21 protein-coding genes are annotated in these 20,939 nt (G+C 40.7%); 4 read left to right on the top strand and 17 right to left on the bottom strand.

Annotation, left to right across the window (positions count from 1 at the left end):
- Positions 1-110: 110 nt before the first annotated feature.
- The gene (locus tag ACXHJ2_RS05815; RefSeq protein WP_058829975.1) at positions 111-398 is read left to right on the top strand and encodes a hypothetical protein; all 288 of its coding nucleotides are present in this window, start codon (positions 111-113) and stop codon (positions 396-398) included.
- An 88-nt stretch (positions 399-486) separates the two neighbouring features.
- On the opposite strand, the gene ACXHJ2_RS05810 is transcribed toward ACXHJ2_RS05815, so the two are convergent.
- The 13 genes from ACXHJ2_RS05810 to ACXHJ2_RS05750 form a co-directional block, all read right to left on the bottom strand.
- Complete coding sequence (locus tag ACXHJ2_RS05810) at positions 487-1,311, bottom strand: HNH endonuclease (protein WP_058829976.1); 825 nt, start codon at positions 1,309-1,311, stop codon at positions 487-489.
- Positions 1,312-1,483: 172 nt separating this feature from the next.
- A complete protein-coding gene (locus ACXHJ2_RS05805) occupies positions 1,484-1,912 on the bottom strand; it encodes an NUDIX hydrolase (protein ID WP_058829977.1) in 429 nt (142 codons plus the stop codon).
- Positions 1,913-2,166: 254 nt separating this feature from the next.
- Positions 2,167-2,772, bottom strand: coding sequence for a class I SAM-dependent methyltransferase (locus ACXHJ2_RS05800; RefSeq protein ID WP_058829978.1), 606 nt, complete (start codon positions 2,770-2,772; stop codon positions 2,167-2,169).
- A 236-nt stretch (positions 2,773-3,008) separates the two neighbouring features.
- Entirely contained in the window at positions 3,009-3,425 is a 417-nt protein-coding gene (locus tag ACXHJ2_RS05795; RefSeq protein WP_058829979.1) for a DUF2569 family protein, read from the bottom strand.
- 380 nt (positions 3,426-3,805) lie between these two features.
- Positions 3,806-3,898, bottom strand: coding sequence for a competence inhibitor ComI (comI, locus tag ACXHJ2_RS05790; protein WP_007431380.1), 93 nt, complete (start codon positions 3,896-3,898; stop codon positions 3,806-3,808).
- A 296-nt stretch (positions 3,899-4,194) separates the two neighbouring features.
- Positions 4,195-4,566 carry a hypothetical protein gene (locus tag ACXHJ2_RS05785; RefSeq protein WP_058829980.1) on the bottom strand — a complete coding sequence of 124 codons (372 nt, stop codon included), beginning with the start codon at positions 4,564-4,566 and terminating at the stop codon, positions 4,195-4,197.
- A gap of 154 nt (positions 4,567-4,720) precedes the next feature.
- Positions 4,721-5,770 (bottom strand): hypothetical protein, encoded by a 1,050-nt coding sequence (locus tag ACXHJ2_RS05780; protein ID WP_165081967.1) that lies wholly within the window; start codon positions 5,768-5,770, stop codon positions 4,721-4,723.
- 155 nt (positions 5,771-5,925) lie between these two features.
- A complete protein-coding gene (locus ACXHJ2_RS05775) occupies positions 5,926-6,711 on the bottom strand; it encodes a hypothetical protein (protein ID WP_058829982.1) in 786 nt (261 codons plus the stop codon).
- A gap of 261 nt (positions 6,712-6,972) precedes the next feature.
- A complete protein-coding gene (locus ACXHJ2_RS05770) occupies positions 6,973-7,785 on the bottom strand; it encodes a class I SAM-dependent methyltransferase (protein WP_058829983.1) in 813 nt (270 codons plus the stop codon).
- Between the two features lie 163 nt (positions 7,786-7,948).
- The gene (locus ACXHJ2_RS05765; RefSeq protein ID WP_058829984.1) at positions 7,949-8,386 is read right to left on the bottom strand and encodes a tyrosine-type recombinase/integrase; all 438 of its coding nucleotides are present in this window, start codon (positions 8,384-8,386) and stop codon (positions 7,949-7,951) included.
- 372 nt (positions 8,387-8,758) lie between these two features.
- Positions 8,759-10,822 (bottom strand): methyl-accepting chemotaxis protein, encoded by a 2,064-nt coding sequence (locus tag ACXHJ2_RS05760; RefSeq protein ID WP_165081965.1) that lies wholly within the window; start codon positions 10,820-10,822, stop codon positions 8,759-8,761.
- Positions 10,823-11,106: 284 nt separating this feature from the next.
- The gene (locus tag ACXHJ2_RS05755) at positions 11,107-11,646 is read right to left on the bottom strand and encodes a CueP family metal-binding protein (RefSeq protein ID WP_165081963.1); all 540 of its coding nucleotides are present in this window, start codon (positions 11,644-11,646) and stop codon (positions 11,107-11,109) included.
- 228 nt (positions 11,647-11,874) lie between these two features.
- Complete coding sequence (locus tag ACXHJ2_RS05750; protein WP_165081961.1) at positions 11,875-14,262, bottom strand: polyprenyl synthetase family protein; 2,388 nt, start codon at positions 14,260-14,262, stop codon at positions 11,875-11,877.
- A 176-nt stretch (positions 14,263-14,438) separates the two neighbouring features.
- Between ACXHJ2_RS05750 and ACXHJ2_RS05745 the strand changes: the two genes are divergently transcribed.
- Positions 14,439-15,008, top strand: coding sequence for a TerD family protein (locus tag ACXHJ2_RS05745; RefSeq protein ID WP_165081959.1), 570 nt, complete (start codon positions 14,439-14,441; stop codon positions 15,006-15,008).
- Between the two features lie 43 nt (positions 15,009-15,051).
- Here the strand turns inward: ACXHJ2_RS05745 and ACXHJ2_RS05740 are convergent, their stop codons facing one another.
- The 4 genes from ACXHJ2_RS05740 to ACXHJ2_RS05725 form a co-directional block, all read right to left on the bottom strand.
- Positions 15,052-15,972: a hypothetical protein gene (locus ACXHJ2_RS05740; protein WP_165081957.1), complete on the bottom strand. Its 921-nt coding sequence runs from the start codon at positions 15,970-15,972 to the stop codon at positions 15,052-15,054.
- A gap of 212 nt (positions 15,973-16,184) precedes the next feature.
- Positions 16,185-17,123, bottom strand: a complete 939-nt coding sequence (locus ACXHJ2_RS05735; protein WP_165081955.1) for an ADP-ribosylglycohydrolase family protein — start codon at positions 17,121-17,123, stop codon at positions 16,185-16,187.
- A 93-nt stretch (positions 17,124-17,216) separates the two neighbouring features.
- Positions 17,217-18,305, bottom strand: coding sequence for a hypothetical protein (locus ACXHJ2_RS05730; protein WP_238791059.1), 1,089 nt, complete (start codon positions 18,303-18,305; stop codon positions 17,217-17,219).
- Positions 18,302-19,297 carry a hypothetical protein gene (locus ACXHJ2_RS05725; RefSeq protein WP_165081953.1) on the bottom strand — a complete coding sequence of 332 codons (996 nt, stop codon included), beginning with the start codon at positions 19,295-19,297 and terminating at the stop codon, positions 18,302-18,304. The genes ACXHJ2_RS05730 and ACXHJ2_RS05725 overlap by 4 nt, the downstream gene beginning before the upstream one ends.
- Before the next feature lie 216 nt (positions 19,298-19,513).
- Between ACXHJ2_RS05725 and ACXHJ2_RS05720 the strand changes: the two genes are divergently transcribed.
- Together ACXHJ2_RS05720 and ACXHJ2_RS05715 are read left to right on the top strand one after the other, a co-directional pair.
- Positions 19,514-20,164, top strand: coding sequence for a hypothetical protein (locus tag ACXHJ2_RS05720; protein ID WP_165081951.1), 651 nt, complete (start codon positions 19,514-19,516; stop codon positions 20,162-20,164).
- A gap of 33 nt (positions 20,165-20,197) precedes the next feature.
- The gene (locus ACXHJ2_RS05715) at positions 20,198-20,767 is read left to right on the top strand and encodes a DUF1697 domain-containing protein (RefSeq protein ID WP_165081949.1); all 570 of its coding nucleotides are present in this window, start codon (positions 20,198-20,200) and stop codon (positions 20,765-20,767) included.
- Positions 20,768-20,939: the final 172 nt, after the last annotated feature.

Below are 20,939 nucleotides of genomic sequence, written 5' to 3'. Positions count from 1 at the left end.
TATCAAAACCATCTTCAACATGTATTGACTTAATTATTCGATATGATAAAGTTATATTTAATAAGTTGGACTTTTATTCATAAAATCAAATACATTAGATGGTGTCTAAAATGCATAATTCTTTAGAAGTCTTACTTGATTCACTGATTCATACTCGAATTGAATCTTTATATGGCGAGCTTATCAAAAACAACTCCAGCTACAACCAGTTCTCATCCGAACGGAATCTCTACTTCAAGCAGTTACATGAAGGCGTACCGGAGAATATACATAAGACCCTATTTCTTTACGATGATGCTGAGCTTTCTGTTCAAGCTATTTTAGAACGTGAAATTTATTTGCAGGGTTTTAAGGACGCTCTTCACCTGCATAACGAATTACATATATCTTTAGATTGAGAGCCTTCTGGCTCTTTTTCATTTTGATTCTGTTGTATAACGTCTTTTATATGAAGTGCGATGCTTTTTCGAAATGCCATCAGAATATTTAAATATCCCATAAGGGCACTGCATAAACTGAGATCAAGCTACTTTTATTTAACTTTTTCAAATTGCACTCTTTACATAAAATTTGTAAGTTCGAAGGATCATTATTCCCGTAATTAGAAATAGGTACTATATGGTCAATCTCAAAATCTCCTCCTCGATTAATAACCCCCGTCAAGTCATTCCTACAAACTATACAAACTCCGTTATCTCTGTAAAACAATCCTTTTTTTAACCAGGCAGGCCATCGAATTCTTTTGACTTTGTTCCCCTTCTTAAAACTTTCAGGATATTCGAAATCCAAGTCATTTTCCTCGTAAGTTAAGCAATTCGCGAGTTCTTCGTGAAAATCTCTTAGGAATGATTTATTAAGCATTAATAAGTGAAAACTCGAATTAATTACTGTTGGATTAATTTCTTCTTGCATAGAAACCAGAAAATCTACAAATTCCTCAAATCGAATGCATTCAATACATTTTTTACAATGTTCACAATTAATAATTGATTCAAAATCTATGTCAACTTCCTGTAGGTCTATGCCTGCTCCTTCAATTAGCTTAACTTCGTAATAAATATAAGCTTCATATTCAGAAACACTAAGATTACTTAAAGTGCTTCTTACATCATGCTCAACAAATCCATCAACGTATTCTAAATAGTAGTGTAAGATAGTTTTTTTATGAGGTTTTAACAATCTTAATATTATTTCTTCTCTCAGTTCATTCCAAAAATCTTTAAATTTAAATCCATAAACATCTTCTTCATTGTAAAAAATCTCTATTGACCAATTCGCTAATTGAATTGCTTGACTATAACTAAATCTCACATGTCTAGTCTTGATCTGAACCTCTTTTATTTTAGTATTAACTATCGCATGTCATATAACGTAACGTTCCCGTATTCACGACGCCGAGAGGCTTAAGGACCGAGGGTCGTCATGCCCAAAGCGTGAATATAATGTTATATAAAGGATATGCCGTCTCTAACAGCTCACTAAACTACTTATTGCCTTCATTAAAATATGTTATTTCATTTCCATCTATTAGTCTTCTTAATCCATCTTTATAGTAAGGCATTAATTGTTCAGCCTTCTCTATATCAATCCAAGCTATTTCAGAAATTTCGTTAGGTCTAACTAATTCTTCATTCCCACCAATTACCTCACCTTTAAATGTAATAAATAATACATGTTCTTCTTTTTTTACAAATATACATTCATTCACTGACACTATTCCATGAACTTTAATATCTAGTCCAGTTTCTTCTTTAGCTTCCCTTATTGCTGCTTGGTCTAATGATTCGTCTCTTTCAACAGCACCGCCTGGAAGAGACCATCGGTCACTAGAATCATCAATATTCCTGACCATTAACACTTTGGAATTGGTTGGATCAGTAATTAAGGAGTAAGCTACATCGACTCTGATCATTATGTTTGACTTCCCTTCTGATTAGATCTGCATATCTTTCATATAACGTTCCCGCATTCACGACGTCTCAGCGCCTCGTATAGGGCCGGCTGCCGCTTGCGGCAGTTAGGCGGTGGGATGTATCCGGTGAATTCACTCCCCCGAAATGCCTCTTCCGGACCAAGTGGCAGACTTGACCCGCCACGCAGCGTTGAATGCGATGTTAACAGATGTCCACGACCTCTTCGAATTACATACGATAAATCTTTATATATTCATTTCTTTAATATGTAATCAATAAATCCTTGTCGTATTTTTTTGCCCTCATAGATTCTTTCCAAAACTCGATCTTCTTTATAGATTAATTTCATATCATCAAACATCGCATCAGCTTCATTGTAATCATAATACGAATGGATAACTGGCTCATTATCTTCAATCTGTTCATATTGGTTATCTCCTAAATCAATACCTTCTCCAACCCGAAAATCCTTAACGGTTAGGAAATTCACAAATAATACTCCATTGGGTTTCAATACCCGTTTCATTTCATTGATTGATTGTTTCACATCTTCTTTTCTCATATGAAACACCGAGTTATATGAATACACAAAACTAATCGACTCGTCACTAAATGATAAAGATCTCATATCACCATGTTGTATATTTAAATTCTGTCCTCTCATTTCTGCAAATCGATTCGCTTTTTGAAACTGTTCAATATTCATTTCTATTCCAATAGTTTTGTATCCATAATGTGCAAATAGACTTAATGGAGGGGAATCTCCTCCCGCCCCGCAGTCCAATACCGTTCTTTCCATACCGCTTTCATTACATAAAGCTAAAAATCTATACAGTGGTACTTGTCTGAAAAGCTCCACAACAATCGTCTCCTTCGTCTTTTGGTTTTATAATTTTATTGTTTCGTGGATTTCTGCTAACGTTCTTGTATTCACGAACCCTCACTGGCTTAAGGAGCGAACGCGCCGGATCCGACGGACTTAGCCAGTGCAGGGTTGTCCGGCTGCTTCCACTCCCCCAAAATGTCTCTGCCGGACCGAGGGCCGAATGGCCCGATGCGTGAATATTTTGTTATCTGTTGCCAATGCCTTCTTGATTAACTTTCAAATGTTGCTTTGACTCGTTTTGAGTTTTTAAAATACAAAATCCATATTGATCCAAAAATAATTGTAGAGATTAAACTTGGGAGTTCATCTATTTTGTTAATTGTGAGAATGAAGTTTAAAAATCCAAATATTATAGTGATTATTTCAATTTGAATTATTATATTTGGTCCTTTCCTTTTCTTCTTCAATATAAGCACTAGAGAAACAATAATTAAGACTTCAGAAAATAAATATATTCCGACAGAAATAGTTCTAGCAAGATTCCAACCAATTGTTCCAACTAACATATAAATATAAAATTCGAAATAAAGACCTATTAAATTACTTATAAGTAGATAAAAAGAATAGATCACAAAGAAAAGCAGCCAGCCTTTAATTCCACTCATACTATTCTGAGATAATTGCATTATTGGCTCCTTAATTTTTGTCTTTTATTTGCATTGAGCATTGGTTTCAGATAACGCTTCTGTATTCATGAACCCGTAGGGTTGCCTGCTGAAATCCCTCTTCGATATACTTCCCGCAGACCTAGGCTCTATCAGGAGCCGCTGCTTGAATATTATGTTATATGATGGATATGCTTCTTCGAGATTGCTTACTAACCTGTCCTTTTCACTTCAATTATTTAATTTAGCTTTGATTCATCTTTTCTCATGTGTTATCATATTCTTAAAGAAAGACCAAGTGCGTCAACACTTGGTCAGTACAATTGGCTTGGATGGTTTATCCCTTCTTAAAGCTTTCGGAATAAAAACCCACCTTTGGCGGTCAACCTTGGGGTGGGTTTTTACTTTCTCTTGTTGTTATTGATGTATGTTAAAAGTGCAAGAATGAATGTTCCGAATAATAGCATAAGAGTCATCGCATCTTTCACTTCCATGGTTTCACCTCCTTTCGAAGGGAAACCATACCCACCCAAGATTCAATTGTATCTATATTTTACCTGTATTTACATCTGCGCACAAGCGTTCTTATCTGTTTTATTGTATTTTCATTCTTCTTTGATCATATTGCTTTTCATTTCTATCATATAACGTTTTTGTATTCATGAACCCCGAAGGGGTTGTCTGCTGAAATGCCTCTCCGAAATCCTTCTCACAGACCTAGGCTCCAACGGGGCCGCAGCTTGAATATTATGTTATGTGTAGTTATCACTCCATTGATTGACATTCTAATTTACGCCTTCCAACCCATCTCTTTATACAATCTTCTAATCTGTTTTATAAAAATATCATCTTCTCTTCCCTTATTTATAATCTCTTCATCTGTGGTTACAGCCCATCTAAAAATTTGTTCAATGCTCCCGTAGCTACGTTTAAATCCTTTGGCCAACTTCAGTATGTTTTCTTTAGTTGGTGCAAATGATAATACTACTCTTAACTCTTCATCTGTCCAAGGTCTCCCCTTATTTTCTGTACTATACGCTTGTTTTTTCTCATATTCAAAGATCAGTAATTTCGTTTTGTGGATTACTTGGTCTGTTGTTAGTTCTTCAATTCCTTCATTAAGTAATTCAATTAATCTATCTTTATATTCTTTCTTTTTCATAGATTTCCCCTCCATGATCTTTTCAATAATTACGCATAACGTTCTTGTATTCACGACCCAACGAATGTTGGGTGTCCGGCGAATGCCGGACCCAGGACGAATGTCCGTAGCGTGAATATTTTGTTAGGCGAATTTGCGTACTTCTTCGATGATTCTAGAAAGAATTCTTCAGTTCTTTTTCTAAATTGAAGCATAATATCCGCATACGATTGATTACTTCTTCTTGATCAAAATTATTAAACACGAATTTATATCTTCTTCGTTCCATAATTCTATCATAATAATTATTAATTTCTTGTAATTCAGCTTGGGTCCAGTTAGTTCTTGTATAATCTACTTCTAAAAACGGAGGCAATGCTGCTTCAGTCTTATTCGCGACCATAAATTTCATTTTCATCGAGTCAAAAATTAACGATAAATTTTCATCTGCTGTTACGAAAACTGGGACAATCTTATCTCTTAAAAGCTTTTGACTCACCAATGTTGGAAATGTTAAGTCTAACGATGCATTCCATATTGCGTGCAGCCTATCTTCATCATTATTCTTTGTTTTATGGATAAGCTTTCTAATTTTATTGTTACCACTAAAATAATAATGAGCAAATATTGTTGTTGAAGCACTAAAAATATCTACTTCCTTTTCCACAAAGTCAAAATACTCAATTATTAATTGAGTATTACTTTTCGACTCTTTTTGCTTATCCAATATGTACATTTTTAACAAACACGCATACGAAACAAATAGAAGACGTTGGAAACTACTTACGCTTTCTAGACTCTTTGTTTTACTGTCCGTTTTTAGTGTTTCGTGTTTAATGAATGGCTCAAACTTTATAATTTTGCTGTGCTGCAACATTTGAAAGTAATCCATCTCAAATAAAGATCTAATTGCATTATTCATGTCACGGAACTTCGACATATTAATTTCAAAGTTGCTTAGTTCTCGACATGACTCTTCCAGTCCAAGAGAAAAGTCAACTAATAAATTATTCATCTCAATATTTTTAAGCAAACTTAATAATTCTTCAAGAGTGTTATCTTTTTGACCTAAAAGACTACTTGGTTCCTTATAGAATCTGGTTAGATATATACAAATATTTGTATCCAAACACAATTCAATTAATTGGGGATCTATTTTATTTTTGATGTCTTCAAATGAGCTCAGTGTTTCATGTATATACAAAGATAAATAGTAAAATTTCATTCTAAATAACCATCCCTTTTATGTAATTTCGCCTAACGTTCCCGTATTCACGACGTCTGACGACGTCTGACGAAGTCAGATGTGTCCGGCTGCTTCTGCTTCCCCGAAATCCTTCTGTCGGACCGAGGGCATATGCCCGATGTGTGAATATTATGTTATACGACGTCATTTTCTTCTTTGAGAAGCCCACAATAATGACTTAATAGTTCCTGAGAAACTTCACTAATTCCTAGCCTCATTGCAACATCTATCGCACATGAATAATCTTTATAGTTTAGGTGCTTTAAAATTAATTTTCTTTTTTCATCTTCCGATACTTTGGAGTAGTAAATCGCCCACATAAGATTTTTGTTACTTGCTTTTATATTTTCAGGAATACCATCTTCAATCAGTATTCCGATTACTTCAGAAACTCTTTCTTGAAGCTTTCTTTCATTAACTATTTGACGTGCCCAGTTAGTAATAAGCCTGTTACTAGTAGGATAACGTAAGAGTCTGTTTACAATATGCTCAGACTCTTCAAAGTTATCAATCAACCAATTAATTTGTTCGTCCTCTAAGGGCTGATCTTTAATAAGTGTACTAACTGCCCACTGAATTTCTTCTGTGCTAGTCAAAATAAAGGTTTGGTAGATATAGAATAAATCATTTATAAGTTTTTTACTAAATAGCTTATTTGAAGATCTATTTTTGATTATTCTTTTAAGCACCTTAAGGCATTCCATTCGACGGAAACGGCTATTCGACTTTAAATCTTTGACAATTATATCGACAAAGTATTCAATGGAATCTGAGTCAAATTCAACTGATTTAAGTAAGCGTCGTTCTTCGTAAATATCTTTTGTACTCTTTACATATTTTTTCACATATTTTAAAGGGGTATAGTGCATTCGTATATGTTCAAGATATTCAATATTGTTTTTTATTTCATTAATATCCATACTTAGGCCCTCACTTTTTAAAAGATGTCGTATAACGTTCAGGCATTCACGAACCCTCACTGCCTTAAGCGACCAACGGGAGCGGCCACGATGCGGTTAGGCAGTGCAGGGTTGTCCGCCTGTTAATCTTCCCTGAAAATCCTCGGGCGGACCAAGGGGCGCGACAGCGACCCGCAGCGTGAATTTTTTTGTTATCGGATGTCAATACCTTCCTCGAACCTCTAAAAATCTTGGAATCAGTTTCGCTTTTGTTTTTATATCTTATAGTTTTCTTGCCTTTATCACAAAAGTTACTGGAAGCATTTTTGCTCTCTTTGCCATATCGCTGTTATCATCCCGCAATTGCATAAACTCATAATCAGATTCCTCAATCATTAGCTCAATTACAAACCCAGCTTTTGCAAGCGCATTTACATAAGTTGACAGCATACGGTCCGCTAACAATAGCTCACCTTCATCAACTGCTACCGGATACCAACCTTCATTAAAGTAACTCTTATTAATTACAAACCTATCATTCTCTGTAGTAACCCATCTGTGTATAGGGTGAGACCAACTGAAAATAAATAGCCCGTCTTTTTTAAGGTAAGAAGATATTCGTCGAAAGGTACCCTCAAGATCGGTGGTCCAACCTATGGCATAAATTGAATAAACATAGTCAAAATAATCCGTCGGGATGCCGCATTCTTCTTCCATGGGAGAACATATCAATTTTGCTGCTATTCCACATGACTTCAAATGTTGCGCTGCCTTTTCAATTTGTCTTTCTGAAATATCCACAGCCCATAGTTCAGATGCGTTTCGTTCCCCTTGATATTGCAAGGATTGACCATTTCCGCAGCCGATCTCCAGCAGTTTTTTTCCTGAGATATCACCAAAGAGCTGGCACTTTTCTTCTGAGATAAATGCTCCATAATAAGGGAGCACGATTGCTTTTAAGAAGTCATTGCCTTTGGTATCCCAATATAGGCTGTTTGTTTTATGAACAACATTCTTTTTTAACTCTTCCGAGCTGCCGACACCATTTTCCCCGTCAACAATAATGCTTCTTCTATTTAATGAATTCTTGTCCATGAAGGCACCTTCTCTTAGTAGATATTTATATTTGAGCATTTCAGATTTGCATTAATTTCTGATAACATCTTATTTACGAACTTTAGAAAAAATGTTCTCTTCGTCATATTCACGAACTTCGTGAATCCTGCACTTTGTTCCTGATTCCTGCACTTTCTGCGTTTCAATGCTCCAGCCCGCTCATCCGACCCAACGGACTTTGAATCCGCCCAATGTCCCGTCTGCTCCCATGTGTATACCGCTCCGTCGTTCGCACACTCTGATGCCCTAGCAGTTCCTGAATATAGCGAAGATCAATCCCATTCTCCAGCAAGTGGGTCGCAAAGGAATGCCTTAGCGAATGGATACTCACCTGTTTGCGAATGCCCGCTTCAGCCAGCGCTTTTTCAAACACTTTCTGCGCTGAACGTTCCGTCAGGTGGCGGCCTTCCCTCTGCCCTGGAAACAGCCAGTCTGCTGGCTGCTCCACCTCTATATACTGCTCGACCACCGCAAAAGCCGCTTCGGATAGTAGCGTTTGCCGATCCTTCCTGCCCTTTCCCTGACGAACTTTCAGTACTTTCCGTTCACGGTCGCAGTCTTCAAGACGCAACCTCACCACTTCGCTTACCCGTCCAACCGTACGCCAATCGTTTTTTTATCCCGATAAAGTAGGTTTATCTTCATCTCACTTGCCTCCTTAGTATATCAGCCGTTCAAAAAATTGGAAATCTAATTTTACACAAAAAAAGGGACTTAAGATGGATATTCATCTTAAGTCCCTGATTCTTTCAGATCGAATTATTGATCCATTAAGTCCAATTTTCGTCATCATAAAGTGTCTTGCCTTTACTTGTCCAGTTCCTCCGTCACATCACCGAAAAAACAAAAGAATAGCCTGCTTATTTTATTAAGAAAATAAGATAAGCCGTAAAAAAGCCCGCGCTGAACGCGGGCTTTGCTGTATATTTAGTCAAAATCATGCCTAGCCTTGTTACTCAACCTTAAACTGTTTTAATTCGTCTTGCAGCTTAGTGGACAATTGGTTTAATTGTTTGGAGAGTTCAGCAACCTGTTCGAAGCTTTCCAATTGTTCCTGCGTGCTAGCGCTAACTTCTTCGGTTGAAGCGGAATTCTCTTCGGTGGTAGAAGAGATAATCTCCAGTGCCTGCAAAATCTCATCTTTGTGCTTGTGGACTTTGGAGGTGTTCGTACTGATCTGGATCATTCGCAATTTTAAATCTTCCAAATCCTTGTTAATACTAAAGAACACTTGCTTCGTGTCCTCCACCGATCTCGCATTTTCTTCTGCGATTTTCAGACCATGAACGGTATGCTCAACCGATACGCTGGTTTTTTCTTCGATGACACGGACCTTCTTGTAGATTTCCTGTGTTGCTAGCGCTGTCTGCTCAGCCAGCTTGCGAACCTCTCCGGCAACCACAGCAAACCCTTTGCCCTGTTCTCCTGCACGCGCAGCTTCTATAGAAGCATTAAGCGCCAGCAGATTCGTCTGTGTTGCAATTTGGTTGACCGTATCCACGATCCCCGAAATCTCATGACGGCTCAGATCGATATCCTGAATGATGGCCGACATCGCTTGTGTGGAATTGTGATTTTCTTCCGCCCATCTGGATAACTGATCTACTACCGCAAGCCCCTGTCCGCTTTGCTCAGCAGAGATTTGCACCATCGTTTCGATGGTTTTGGCATCATTAGCAATTTCGTCAATTTGGCCGGATAAGGCTCCGGTTTTTTGTAAAATGTTATCCGTCTCGATGGACTGGTAGTTCGTCGCATTGGCAATTTCATTAATTGCTGTCGCCGTATCGTTCATCGTGATCGCGGTTCTGGAAGAAATGGATTGCAAATCATTTGAGGACTGATTCAAGACTTGGGCTGAGCCGCCCACCATTTGGAGCATGCCTTGAATTTTTTGAACCATATTGTAAATTCCTTGAGAAATTTGCCCGATTTCGTTGTTGGAATGCGTATCAAACTGAACGGTCAAATCCCCATTTTCAATCAGCTTGATTTTGGCAAGCAATTTCGGGATTGATCTCAACAGATAGCGGAGCGTTATATAACAAATTATAACCAGCAGGATGGTAGCTGCAGCAAAACCGCCAATCGTAATCCAGGTAAAGGTTCTTAGTTCTGAGAGTGCCTCTTGTTCAGAGATGGTTAAACCTACGGACCACCCCGTATCTTTACTGGTTGCATACCCAATGTAACGACGCTCGCCATTATCATTAATCAACTGTACTCCAGACTCACCAGCAATCATTTTCTTACCGATCTCGCCAAGATCACCTGTGCTTTCGTTAATCTTTTCTTTCAGCACTTTATTTTGATCAGGATGATACAAAATATCACCTGTTTTGGACGCAAGAATTGAATAGCCTGTGCTTCCAAGCGAATAGCTTTGCATAACAGCAGGGATGTCTTTGAAAGCAATATCGACAGCAGCAAATCCGATTAATTGGTTACCGCTATCCTTGATCGGATAGAAAATGCCCATGACCACATTCCCCGTATTGACGTCCTTATAGGGTTCTGAGTAGTATAAACCGTCTGCTTCAACAGCTGGCTTGAAGTATGGGCGTGTATTGATATCGAAATCCGGCTTGGAAACAGCACCATCATTTTGTAGAAAGAAGCCTTTACCAGCTATTCCCGCAATCCAAGCATCAGCAAATGATGGCTCTGCTTTTACAATCGCTGCCAGAGTCGCTTCGGTTTCCGCAGCGTGTGGGGAAGTTTTTACCGTTTCAGCTGATTCGGTGGTCTCTATATACTGCCGAAAAAGATTATTTGTTGCCATTTGTTTGACAAGTGAGCCCTTTTCCTTAAATAACGCATCAAATTGACTGACGGTGGCCTGCATCTTGGTCTGGAGCATGGCCTCTTGCTGCTTGACAAGCATGCTTTGCGTGCTAGCATACATGAACGTCCCCAAGGTTGCAAAGACGACAACGATAATAACTAACAAGACCATGGCCAACGTGTTGGCGATGCTGGATGATCTGAATACGCGCTTCTTCATATTTTGTGACATGCTGCCATCTCCCCGAGGAATATTGAGCGAAAAGCTCTTAGATAATATGTCGGAAGTTTGCAGCTGTTTTAATAGGTTTTTAGTATACACAATTTAAAGTTTTGCTATCTGATTCCTCATAGATTTCCTCCCAACCTGTTCAGTAACTCCAGCAAAAGATTAGGGCAGCATAAAGAGCCTCCGTCAGACGCAGGCTCTTTTCTAAAAAAGCTATGAACACGCGAGGGTTTGCAGACCTAAAGCGTTCGAGCGATCTGTAAGCTCAACCCCATTATTCTCTATCGTTAGCCTAGCTGCATCGTTGTAATACATGTATCGTCTTTCTCATATGTAGAGAATTCAGTTTCAGCCGTTTTACCTTCATGATTCACGCTAATACGATATGTTTTATCCCTCGGCAGCCATAGATCAATAAAACCATTGGGTTGTGATTTCATGGCAGCATTCTCCATGATGACATTCCCTTCGGAGTCGTGAACGGTCACATTAAACTTTCCATTTTTTATTTCGCCTTGGCAGCCGGTTAGACTATGAGTAGCACAAGGGTGGGTCTCTTCTACATATGGCGCTATCGAAACAAAAAACTCGTTGTCAGGCAAATCATAAGTTATGGGTTGGGTGTTGTCTCCATTAACAATTAACTGACTGGAATTAATGGAAGCGGACTGAGCTGTTGCCTTGCCTGCGCTAATATCATGTACTAATTGCTTGATATCTGTGGTCCCGAGCTTGTCCGCTCCTTCTTTCTGCATATTTCCTGCAATCAGGTACGTGCCCAATGCCGCAACAACCAACCCTGAAGCGACCAAGATTCCTTTTTTCATCTGGAGTTCATCTCCTTGTCCGTTTTAAATCATTATAAGGGAGAACGCACCGTAACGGACAAAATACGGTACTGAAGTCACCGGATATTCACATCTTTGCTTGTTTATCCAGACGTATCTGCATTACATTAGATGATCACCAAAGAGGGCAAGGGAAAATGAGCAACTCTACTGTCTCAACGAACAAACACCCCACCACTCCTATAGAGCTATGGGGCACAATTCTTTTTAACGATCCCGGTTCACAATATAATTCATTAGATGCTTCAGAAAAGCGATATTGCGTGGCACCTCTTTTAATGCTTCCATGGCAAGGCAGTAGTGCTCCCACATTTCTTTACTGGCACCTTCGTAACCAAGGATGGACACGAAATTCGAGTTATTGTTATCCGAATCCTGGCCCACAGGTTTTCCAAGTAACAGCGTATCTCCTTCCACATCAAGCAAATCATCTTTAATCTGAAAAGCAATCCCCATATGATAGGCAAATTTCTGCAAAGCAGCAATCTCTGATTCCTCGGCCTGTGCGAGCATGGCTGGCATAACGAGACAAGCCTCGAACGCCACTCCTGTTTTGTAAAAGCACATCATATTCAGCTGTTCCAAGGTCAAAGCCTTTCCTTTGGAATCCAGATCCATCGCCTGCCCCATACACATATCCTCTGCCTTACGAGCCGAGTATTGGATCAAGGCAAGCACAGTCTCAGCATTGAACTGGTTCAGTGACGATTGCTCCCCGATGGCCTTCTGGATCAGATACAGACCGGTTAATTCCGCAGTAGCGCTATTGTGCACCTGATGTAATGTCTGGCGCCCTCTACGGGTAGAGGCGTTGTCCTGGGAAGGCAAATCATCAAAAATCAGGGAGGCTGTATGCATATATTCCAATGATCTTAGAAGAGGCACGATTGCCGATGGGTCTAATCCATATTCGTTCACACCCATAACCCAGGTCAATATAGGGCGTATCCTTTTCCCATCCCCCTCAAGACTATAATTGGCAGCATCAATAAGCTGTTCTTTCATGGCCTCGATCCCAGAAGGCTTGGTAATTTTCAATTGGTTGTTAATCTGGTCACGGACGGTTTTGACCGTATTCATAAAGTCTTCTTTTTCCCTCGAATCGTTCTTCAAATGGGTTATCATCTGGTCCCGAAGCAGCTTATCCAAGAAATCTACATCCTCCGCTTTGCCCACCATCTTCTGGATGAGACGGTTGAATTCAGGATTTCCGGATGCAAAAATCTCCATTATTTCATTGTACTTTTCTGCCCCTACCCGTTCTTTATAACGTTTGAGTCCATTTATTGCACGGTCCAGTATCACCTCGCGAGCCATAGCATCCGAGTCATATACGTTATGGATCAAATTCGAAATGACCGCCCAGTATAGTTCGAAGGGATTGATCAAATCCGATCTTTGATGATGATATTTTAAATAATAGGTATAGGGTGTTACCGCACCGTCCCTCATATCGTCGGCCATATCTGCAAAATCATCAGCAAGCTGGTTATAGATACCATAATAGAATGTTCGTTGCTCAAACCCTTCATCCTCAGGAGCACTAATCACGGAACGGACAATCAAGCGAGAAGAAGCAGATTTTAAAATAACGGGTATATAAAGCTCTTCATTGGTGTAATTAGCTCGTGTTAGATCCTTATCCCGGTCGATATCTTGAGAATGAAAGAAAACATAGGACTGCTCGAAAAAGGTTTGCTGTGTGTCTGGCCGCTGATGTGCCTTAATATACTCAAAAGCATCCGAGAGCTCCGAATGGATATAGCGAATGAACTTCATATGATCGCCGGACCAGTCGCCCAGTTCTGGCACAGATCCGGTAAGAAGCGCGGTACGTATCATATGGGAATATTGTTCTTTCTCTTGAACGGTCAACAGCTGAGAATCGAGCAGATCATCAATAAAAGGATAAGTCAACCCATAGGAATACCCAAGCCTGATGGCTTTATCCAGTCTGCACGAACGTTCAACAGGTGACACGGCTTCGTCCATTTCTTCCATCACATGCAGAATAACCCCAATGATGATTTTAATCAGTTTGCGCTGGGCATGCTCTGCATCCATTTCCTCAGGAATATGAGAAGCTACAGAGTTAAGCTTGTTGATTAGCCAGATTACAGTGGCTTCGATCCCTTCCTTTTGAGACCACCGATACACCCCCGCTAAATTCATAAAATCCGGTTGATCTCTCCTGTTAGCATGGGTGGGTTGAAGCAAATATCTTTTTACGTCAGCAATGACGCGCTGAATCCGGGTCTGTGTGTCGGCAGAATCTAGAGCCTTGCCTAGATCCCTCATGTAAATATAAGATACACTCCGCTTCAGATAATCATCCAGTTTCCCTGTGTAACTCAGCCATTGAATATATCTGTAGTAATCCCGGGTATCCGGCTTTCTCTTATTCCGCGAAAAGAAGGATAACCATGAAGAAGAATGGATATGATTCCTTTTCCATATATGGATATCTTCTATAAGAGAGGTCACATAAGTTTTATCCTTGACCTGATTATAGAGTGATGCAAAATACTGAAGCGCCTTCTGTTCAGCCAGCTGATATCCTGTATCGGCTTGAAATTTTTTATTCATATGATGCATTACCTCAACTTCTCATTTTGTTAAACATGGTTGCATTTCTCCCTGAGGGAACGATTTGGATCATGTTTTTATCTTTATACGGAATAAAGTCTGTGAAGTTACGAATAGATTATATCCTTCTATATATATGCTACAATTTCAGAGTAGAACGAAAATAATGATAGGGAGGCATAACGTTGAGTATTAGTCTAGTTAAAGGGCAGAAGGTAGACCTAACCAAAAATAATCCACACTTATCCGTGCTGAAAGTAGGGCTTGGATGGGACCCTATGAGGGGTAGAAGCATGGATATTGATGCATCAGCACTGCTTCTTGATGAGAACGGCAAGCTGACTCAGACGAAAAATCTAGTATATTTCGGAAACAAAAATAGCCCTTGTGGGGCCGTCGTACATAGTGGTGACAACTTGACAGGACATGGTGACGGTGATGATGAAGTCATTACCGTATCCCTTCAACAGCTACCACCTGAAGTGCATAGAGTCGTATTTATTGTGAATATATTCCGTTTTTTTAGCTTTGGTAGACGTAAGGATTTCAGTATGGTGAACAATGCTTATATTCGAGTATTAGATGCGTCCCAAGATGAAGAGATTCTCCGATACAACTTGACTGAGGACTATAAAGGGATGTGTAGCATCCGTGTAGGTGAAGTATACCGCTATGGAGGAGAGTGGAAATTCGGTGCTATTGGAGAAGGAAGCACCATTACCTCCCTGAATGATCTTGTCAAAACGTATGAATAAGCATTTTTGATGTTAAAGAAAAACCCACGTCTGACGTGGGTTTTTATGCTAACTCTTCAACAGCCACCTGATACAGCAGAGAACCTTCACGGAGCAGCAGGCGGTCTTTTCTGAAATCCTGTTCGTGCGGCTGAAGGAACTCTTGCTCGTCATTTAAAAAGCGAATGTGTTGTCCTTTGCTCAAGCTGCCTGGCTTCACATTCTTTTTCAAGACATATTGTCCATTCTTTCCATACCCGCCGTCGAACAAAAAGTGAACCCCATCTGTAGCCACCCCGGAACAGCCGGAAATCCTCGGATTCATAAACGTAATATTCGTACGGTCGCTACCGGAAATGCACCCTAATGAAAAGTCTGAATAGTAATAAAACCAGATTTCCTGATCGCTAACCACGTTCAAAGCATAGCAATCATGAATGTCTGCCGCTTGGTTTTCATATATTTTGTGTCCCTCTTTATTCCAGGCGACTAGACCGGAGGACCCCACAGGATCATTCCAACCATAATTTCCGAATATACCTTCATCAAAATAACTGGTCCAGATCGTACCTTCTCCTGTAACCTGAACACTCTGAATACCGTCTCCAAGTAGTAGTTCATTCACGGTACGGCCTTCATAGTCAATGATTTTACCATTTAAATCGTATTGGCCGGGTCCATAATAATGACAACGTGCTCCGACGAGCAGCAGATGATGATGTAGAGGCTGTACATAATGATAGTTAAACTGCTGCCCCTCCACATACACTTCTTCAATGTGATCGTCTAGAATAAGTATCTTGTAAGTACGTCTCTCTTTAAGAGAGGCAGGCGGGAACATCCCCCGCACTCGTTCTGGGACTTTATCAATTAACAAAATATACACGCATCTATCAGGGCCAAATTGGGTCGAAACGATCTCAAATCCTTTCATATAATTGGAAATATCGACAAATGAATGAAGCTGTTTATATTGGTGTGACAATGTAGTTCCTCCTCTAAAAGTCAGTAAAGTGAAGTATGATTTGTACTGGACTTCATTTTGTCATAACGACATGCAGTTGAGGAGGGTGGAAGTATGGCGATATGGGGAGTAATCCCAAGAGATGAGTCATGGGAAAAAATATAGTTAACAAAAAAAGCCGGGTTCTGCTTCATAATAAAAGCAACCCAGCTTGATCTTTATAGATGTCCCTTTTAAAGTGTCTGGCCCTTGTCGGCCTTCTGCCATAAAGCCTTCGTTAGCTCATCGATCGTCTCCTTCATCGCCAGCTTCTCGCGCCAGTGATTCGGGATACCACTTAGCCCGTAATAAGCTCCTGCAATTTGTCCGTACACCGCCCCGGTCGTATCGGCGTCATCCCCTAAATTTACGGCCAGCAGTGCCCCCTCTTCAAATGAAGCCGAATGGTAAAATGCCCACAGCGCAGCCTCAAGGGAACGAATGACATAACCGGTTCCTTGGATTTCAGGCGGCTCCTTATGCTGGTAAGAACCCTGAATGATTTCTTCAATAGCTGCCGAATAAGCTGGCTGTTCCTGCCGCCACTTATAGCAGACATCGGGCGATAACATGGATTCTTTGTCCGCTCCCCGCAGACCTGCCACAAGAATGGAAGCAAGCACAGCACAGGCCTCCACACTTTCGGCTGCTCCATGAGTGGTTCGCGAGCTCAGCTCGGCGTACATCACGGCCTCTTCCGGGCGGTTCGCATAGGCCATGGCAACAGGTGCGAGTCTCATAATCGAGCCATTACCGGCAGTCATGGGGTCAACGGACCCACTATACGGATCTCCAGAGGCCTCGAAGCGATGCAGTGCTGCTCTCGTCGCACCACCGATATCAAAGCACGTTCCCGTGCTACTCATATATCCCAGGTGATACCAATTGGTGTAGCGACGCATTTGGTCCGCTGGATCAAAGCTATCTTTTTGCACCATACTCTCGGCTAAACAAAGTGCCATAGACGTATCGTCGGTCCACTGCCCCGGCTTTAACCCAAAGACACCGCCGCCCACGATATCCGTTACAGGTTCAAACGTGCCTGGACTGCTAAATTCCACTGTGGTTCCCAGAGCATCCCCTACAGCCAGTCCAGCGAGACATCCATAAAAACGATCCTTGATCAGTGCCATTATGATTCTACGCCCCTTTTCAAAAGTAATAACTAACGTGTATTTTATTTTTCCATCTCGCCGGGAAGGAAGCAAAAATGCGGTAAGAGCCTTTTATTCGTAGCTCAAGGCTTTACAACCGCTATCTGAATGTAATTCAATGAAAATTCCTGCCTCTTGATGGTAAATGAGTGGAAATCGCTCCGTATCTACATGTTCCCGCACACCGCTTGAAAGCCGCCATACCTGAAGCGGGACCCCTTTTCCCCATAAGAATAATCGGTCGCCAGAAACGGCCATATCCGCTTGGGGATATGGATAAATCCCGTCTTCTTCAGGCTTACAATTTAGAGGCGGGATCGCCGGAAGCACACGTCGGTAATCGGGCTTAGTCATATCGAATAGGACAACCGCCGGTTCCACGCCTTCCTCTCCCCAATCTTCCTCCTCCAGTAAATCGGCATCCATCTGTCCCCAAACCGCCAATGTATCGGGTCCTGTCCAGCACACTGGCCCATCCCAATCTATGGTTTGCCAAAGATAGCGAACTGACGGACCATTCTCCGATTCCCATGGATTCAGCAGCCAATCGGATAATGACCAAGTTCGGACTACTCCTAATGGAGCCCATACCCATCCCGTATCCGCAATCCACTTTCCCTCTGGAGAAGCTAGGAGCCTCCCATGAAAATAATCTAGATAATGCTCATCTTTGCTTTCGCTGTTATAAACCGGGGTAGGTCTTGCTGTCAAAGGCAGCCCTGTTTCTACATCTGTCAAATCCAGCCGGTTCCATTCCGTTCCATGAACAAGAATACATGCACCATCTCGATGAACAAATGCCAGGGGGAACATACTTTTATCGTAGTGGTATTCGTCCCGTGATAATTGCATTTTTTCTTGAGCATGAACTAAATCATACACTGCCGCATGCCGGCCAAAACGATTGGAGATGGCTGCGTACTTGCCATCAGGACTGGTGACCATTTGGACAGGTTGCAGGGGATTAAAATCAGGGATACAAATACGTGTACACAATTCGGCACTGCCAGAGCGAAGCTCTAGTCTCCACAGTTCTGCCTGTGTGTTTAGTGCTAGCAGGGATATGCTTTCCTGAGAGCCACCCTTTAGTGGATGAATGGCTGTAAGACGTCCGATAGACGGTGGTAAATCAGGTAAAGAAACGTGATGAAATGGCATCATTTAACCCCTTTTAATCTGGATAAATAATAATTTATGCCCGTATTTGTGAAGCTGGATTTATCGACAAAAAATCTGAGTTCAAGCAATGCAGACAATACTTTCATAAAAACTCCCGGTTTTTTCTTGCAAAAACATTTAAAATATGTAATTTCGCTAGGATTACTTTTGAGAACAAAATAGGAATAATTCATCAAGATCATAGTGGAGATGAACTGCTCTGTTGGAGATTGATGCTCATTGATACAGTCGATCAGCACCTCTAATACCCTATTTTTATTGGAGTTATAGGCTTGTATAAACAGGGTTGCTTCTGCAAACGGCTTGTTGAAATCGTCATATGGAAAATCATATACATCATGACTGCCCAGGATGAAGCTGATCAACTGGCCTTGCAAAATTTTTATTTTTCCCAGCGCTACCCGGATATCCATGTCCATCTCATTTTTGTTAATGTGCTCATGTAACATATCAATTAGAATGTGCAAATCATACTGCTGTGCGTCTTCCATACTATACATCAGCTTATTATTTTCAATCGCTAAACGATCATAAATGTCATCCCCTAAACCCAGTTCAAATAAGAGCTGGTGAAGAAAAAATAGCCTATCCTGAGTAAGCGAGAATTCATTGCCTCTCTCTGCTAGGTGTGAAACCTGATATTGATAATAGAAACAACATAAGTTTTTTTGGCTATAAACAGCATCTTTATGTATATCAAAAACGTTAAACATGAGCGAAAGCAATCGAATCAGACGTTCAGCATCCGTTATGCTTAGAATGGGATGATCCATTTTTGTAAATAGCGACCTGTCAAACAGATCGTGCCATCGTACTAAAGAAATATGATCCTGCTCGTTTATATTCAGAGTTAATACTCTTAAATTTTGCTCTTGATCAGAATAGGAATAAAATAGATATTCATGATCAACATCAGAAATACGCTCATTAAAATAGGCTCTTAATTTGTAATCGTATATTTTAGAAAATGACATTTCTCTCCTCCTTGCATAGCAAGCCAAACTTCATGTTGAACCTGGCATCACACATTAATCCGAACTCCTATATTGTAAAATTAATCTGGATCGACTGGCAAGGCGGCATAAATACAGAAACATATGTTCTTCCTTTCTATATTATGATATCTTTATGCTAGGAATGAAACGTTATGATGAAGATCATAGCCTACGATTAGAAAGGAATGAACACCTATGAAACAGCTAAGCGAAGCTCTGACCCGGTTTGTACAACAACAAAACCTGTATAATGCAACCTACGGGCTGTTCCAAGACCACGACATCCAGCCCCGGACGGAGAACCTGACAGATTGCTGGGACAACCGCATACCTATATCCCCTGAGCTTGAGTACCTATATAGCCATTATGAAATGATCGATGCTAAGGCAGCGGGAACACACAAATTAAAAAATGCAGCCGTTGAAATCGGGGATGCTGCTGTTCTCTTTTTTGTCGCACCAGAACATTTATATCGCCAGCAGCTGGGCTATCGCTTCATTACATCTGGAGAGCTTGTTCATGAGTCATCTTCATGGCCATCCCATCATGTTGTAATTGCCACGTTTAATGATGATCCAGTCATTGTCGATACTAGTGCACCCGGTTCGCCTGTATATGCTGCAATTGAAGGTGGGGCAGCGCAACAAGTTGCTGACTCTTTAGCTAACTTCTTTATTGCTCTTTCCATCCTGATTGAAGGTGCCTGTACCTTTAAGGGAGAATTGATAGATGAAGATACATACGAAACCAAAGCAGCATATATCGAGCACGTAAAACCATTGCTGCATCATGTGTTGGGCGAAAACCAAACCACGTATTTGCTGAATTACCTATCCCTTTGTTAGAAATCCTATTGGTTGAAGAGAGGTGGGCTTTTTATGATCTATATCGCATTACTGCGGGGCATCAATGTTGGCGGCAACAACAAGATCGAGATGAAGAAGCTCAAGCAAACGTTTGAACATGCAGGTATGGGGCATGTAACGACTTACATTAATTCTGGAAACATTATTTTTTCCAGTCAGGAGCGGCCCAACCAGGAGCTATCGCTCATACTGGAACAGGCGATTCTGGAGGATTTTAGCTTACCTATCCGCGTCATCGTCCGTAATATGAAGGAGATTCAGAGCATTATGGAGGCCCTGCCGAATGAATGGGCTAATGATACACAGATGAAAAGTGATGTAATGTTTCTGTGGGATGAGATTAACGATGTTTCCGTTCTGGACAAGCTTCCCTTGAAACCGGGAATTGGGCATGTCATCTATACGACCGGGGCCGTTCTGTTTTCTGTCAGCAAGGAACAAGTCACAAAAAGCGGGTTAACAAAATTAGTCGGCACCAAGCTGTATCAGCAAATGACGGTGCGGAATGTGAACACAGCACGGCAGATTTATAAGCTGATGCAAATGGCTGAACAGGAAGAGTTGCAGGATATGAGTTCCTGACGGTAGTCGTGATTAAATAGGGATAGGCAAGATCAAAAACTCGCCAAAACTCATTAAAAAAATTATCTATATAAATCAACAATTTCTGATACTATAGGCATAGAGATTTTGCTAAACTGGAAGGGTTCTCAGACGAAGAGGGACACCTATCATCAGCATGAACTAAACACTG

The organism is Paenibacillus sp. ALE3 (assembly GCF_054113405.1).
The sequence above is the reverse complement of the archived record's forward strand: the minus strand, read 5'-3'. Positions and strand labels throughout refer to the sequence as shown.

Bases quoted from the DNA above. Each gene is read 5' to 3' on its own strand.
- ACXHJ2_RS05815 (WP_058829975.1), top strand. From the start codon at position 111: ATGCATAATTCTTTAGAAGTCTTACTTGATTCACTGATTCATACTCGA.
- ACXHJ2_RS05805 (WP_058829977.1), bottom strand. From the start codon at position 1,912: ATGATCAGAGTCGATGTAGCTTACTCCTTAATTACTGATCCAACCAAT.
- ACXHJ2_RS05795 (WP_058829979.1), bottom strand. From the start codon at position 3,425: ATGCAATTATCTCAGAATAGTATGAGTGGAATTAAAGGCTGGCTGCTT.
- comI (WP_007431380.1), bottom strand. From the start codon at position 3,898: ATGGAAGTGAAAGATGCGATGACTCTTATGCTATTATTCGGAACATTC.
- ACXHJ2_RS05785 (WP_058829980.1), bottom strand. From the start codon at position 4,566: ATGAAAAAGAAAGAATATAAAGATAGATTAATTGAATTACTTAATGAA.
- ACXHJ2_RS05780 (WP_165081967.1), bottom strand. From the start codon at position 5,770: ATGAAATTTTACTATTTATCTTTGTATATACATGAAACACTGAGCTCA.
- ACXHJ2_RS05775 (WP_058829982.1), bottom strand. From the start codon at position 6,711: ATGGATATTAATGAAATAAAAAACAATATTGAATATCTTGAACATATA.
- ACXHJ2_RS05770 (WP_058829983.1), bottom strand. From the start codon at position 7,785: ATGGACAAGAATTCATTAAATAGAAGAAGCATTATTGTTGACGGGGAA.
- ACXHJ2_RS05760 (WP_165081965.1), bottom strand. From the start codon at position 10,822: ATGTCACAAAATATGAAGAAGCGCGTATTCAGATCATCCAGCATCGCC.
- ACXHJ2_RS05755 (WP_165081963.1), bottom strand. From the start codon at position 11,646: ATGAAAAAAGGAATCTTGGTCGCTTCAGGGTTGGTTGTTGCGGCATTG.
- ACXHJ2_RS05750 (WP_165081961.1), bottom strand. From the start codon at position 14,262: ATGCATCATATGAATAAAAAATTTCAAGCCGATACAGGATATCAGCTG.
- ACXHJ2_RS05735 (WP_165081955.1), bottom strand. From the start codon at position 17,123: ATGGCACTGATCAAGGATCGTTTTTATGGATGTCTCGCTGGACTGGCT.
- ACXHJ2_RS05730 (WP_238791059.1), bottom strand. From the start codon at position 18,305: ATGATGCCATTTCATCACGTTTCTTTACCTGATTTACCACCGTCTATC.
- ACXHJ2_RS05725 (WP_165081953.1), bottom strand. From the start codon at position 19,297: ATGTCATTTTCTAAAATATACGATTACAAATTAAGAGCCTATTTTAAT.
- ACXHJ2_RS05720 (WP_165081951.1), top strand. From the start codon at position 19,514: ATGAAACAGCTAAGCGAAGCTCTGACCCGGTTTGTACAACAACAAAAC.
- ACXHJ2_RS05715 (WP_165081949.1), top strand. From the start codon at position 20,198: ATGATCTATATCGCATTACTGCGGGGCATCAATGTTGGCGGCAACAAC.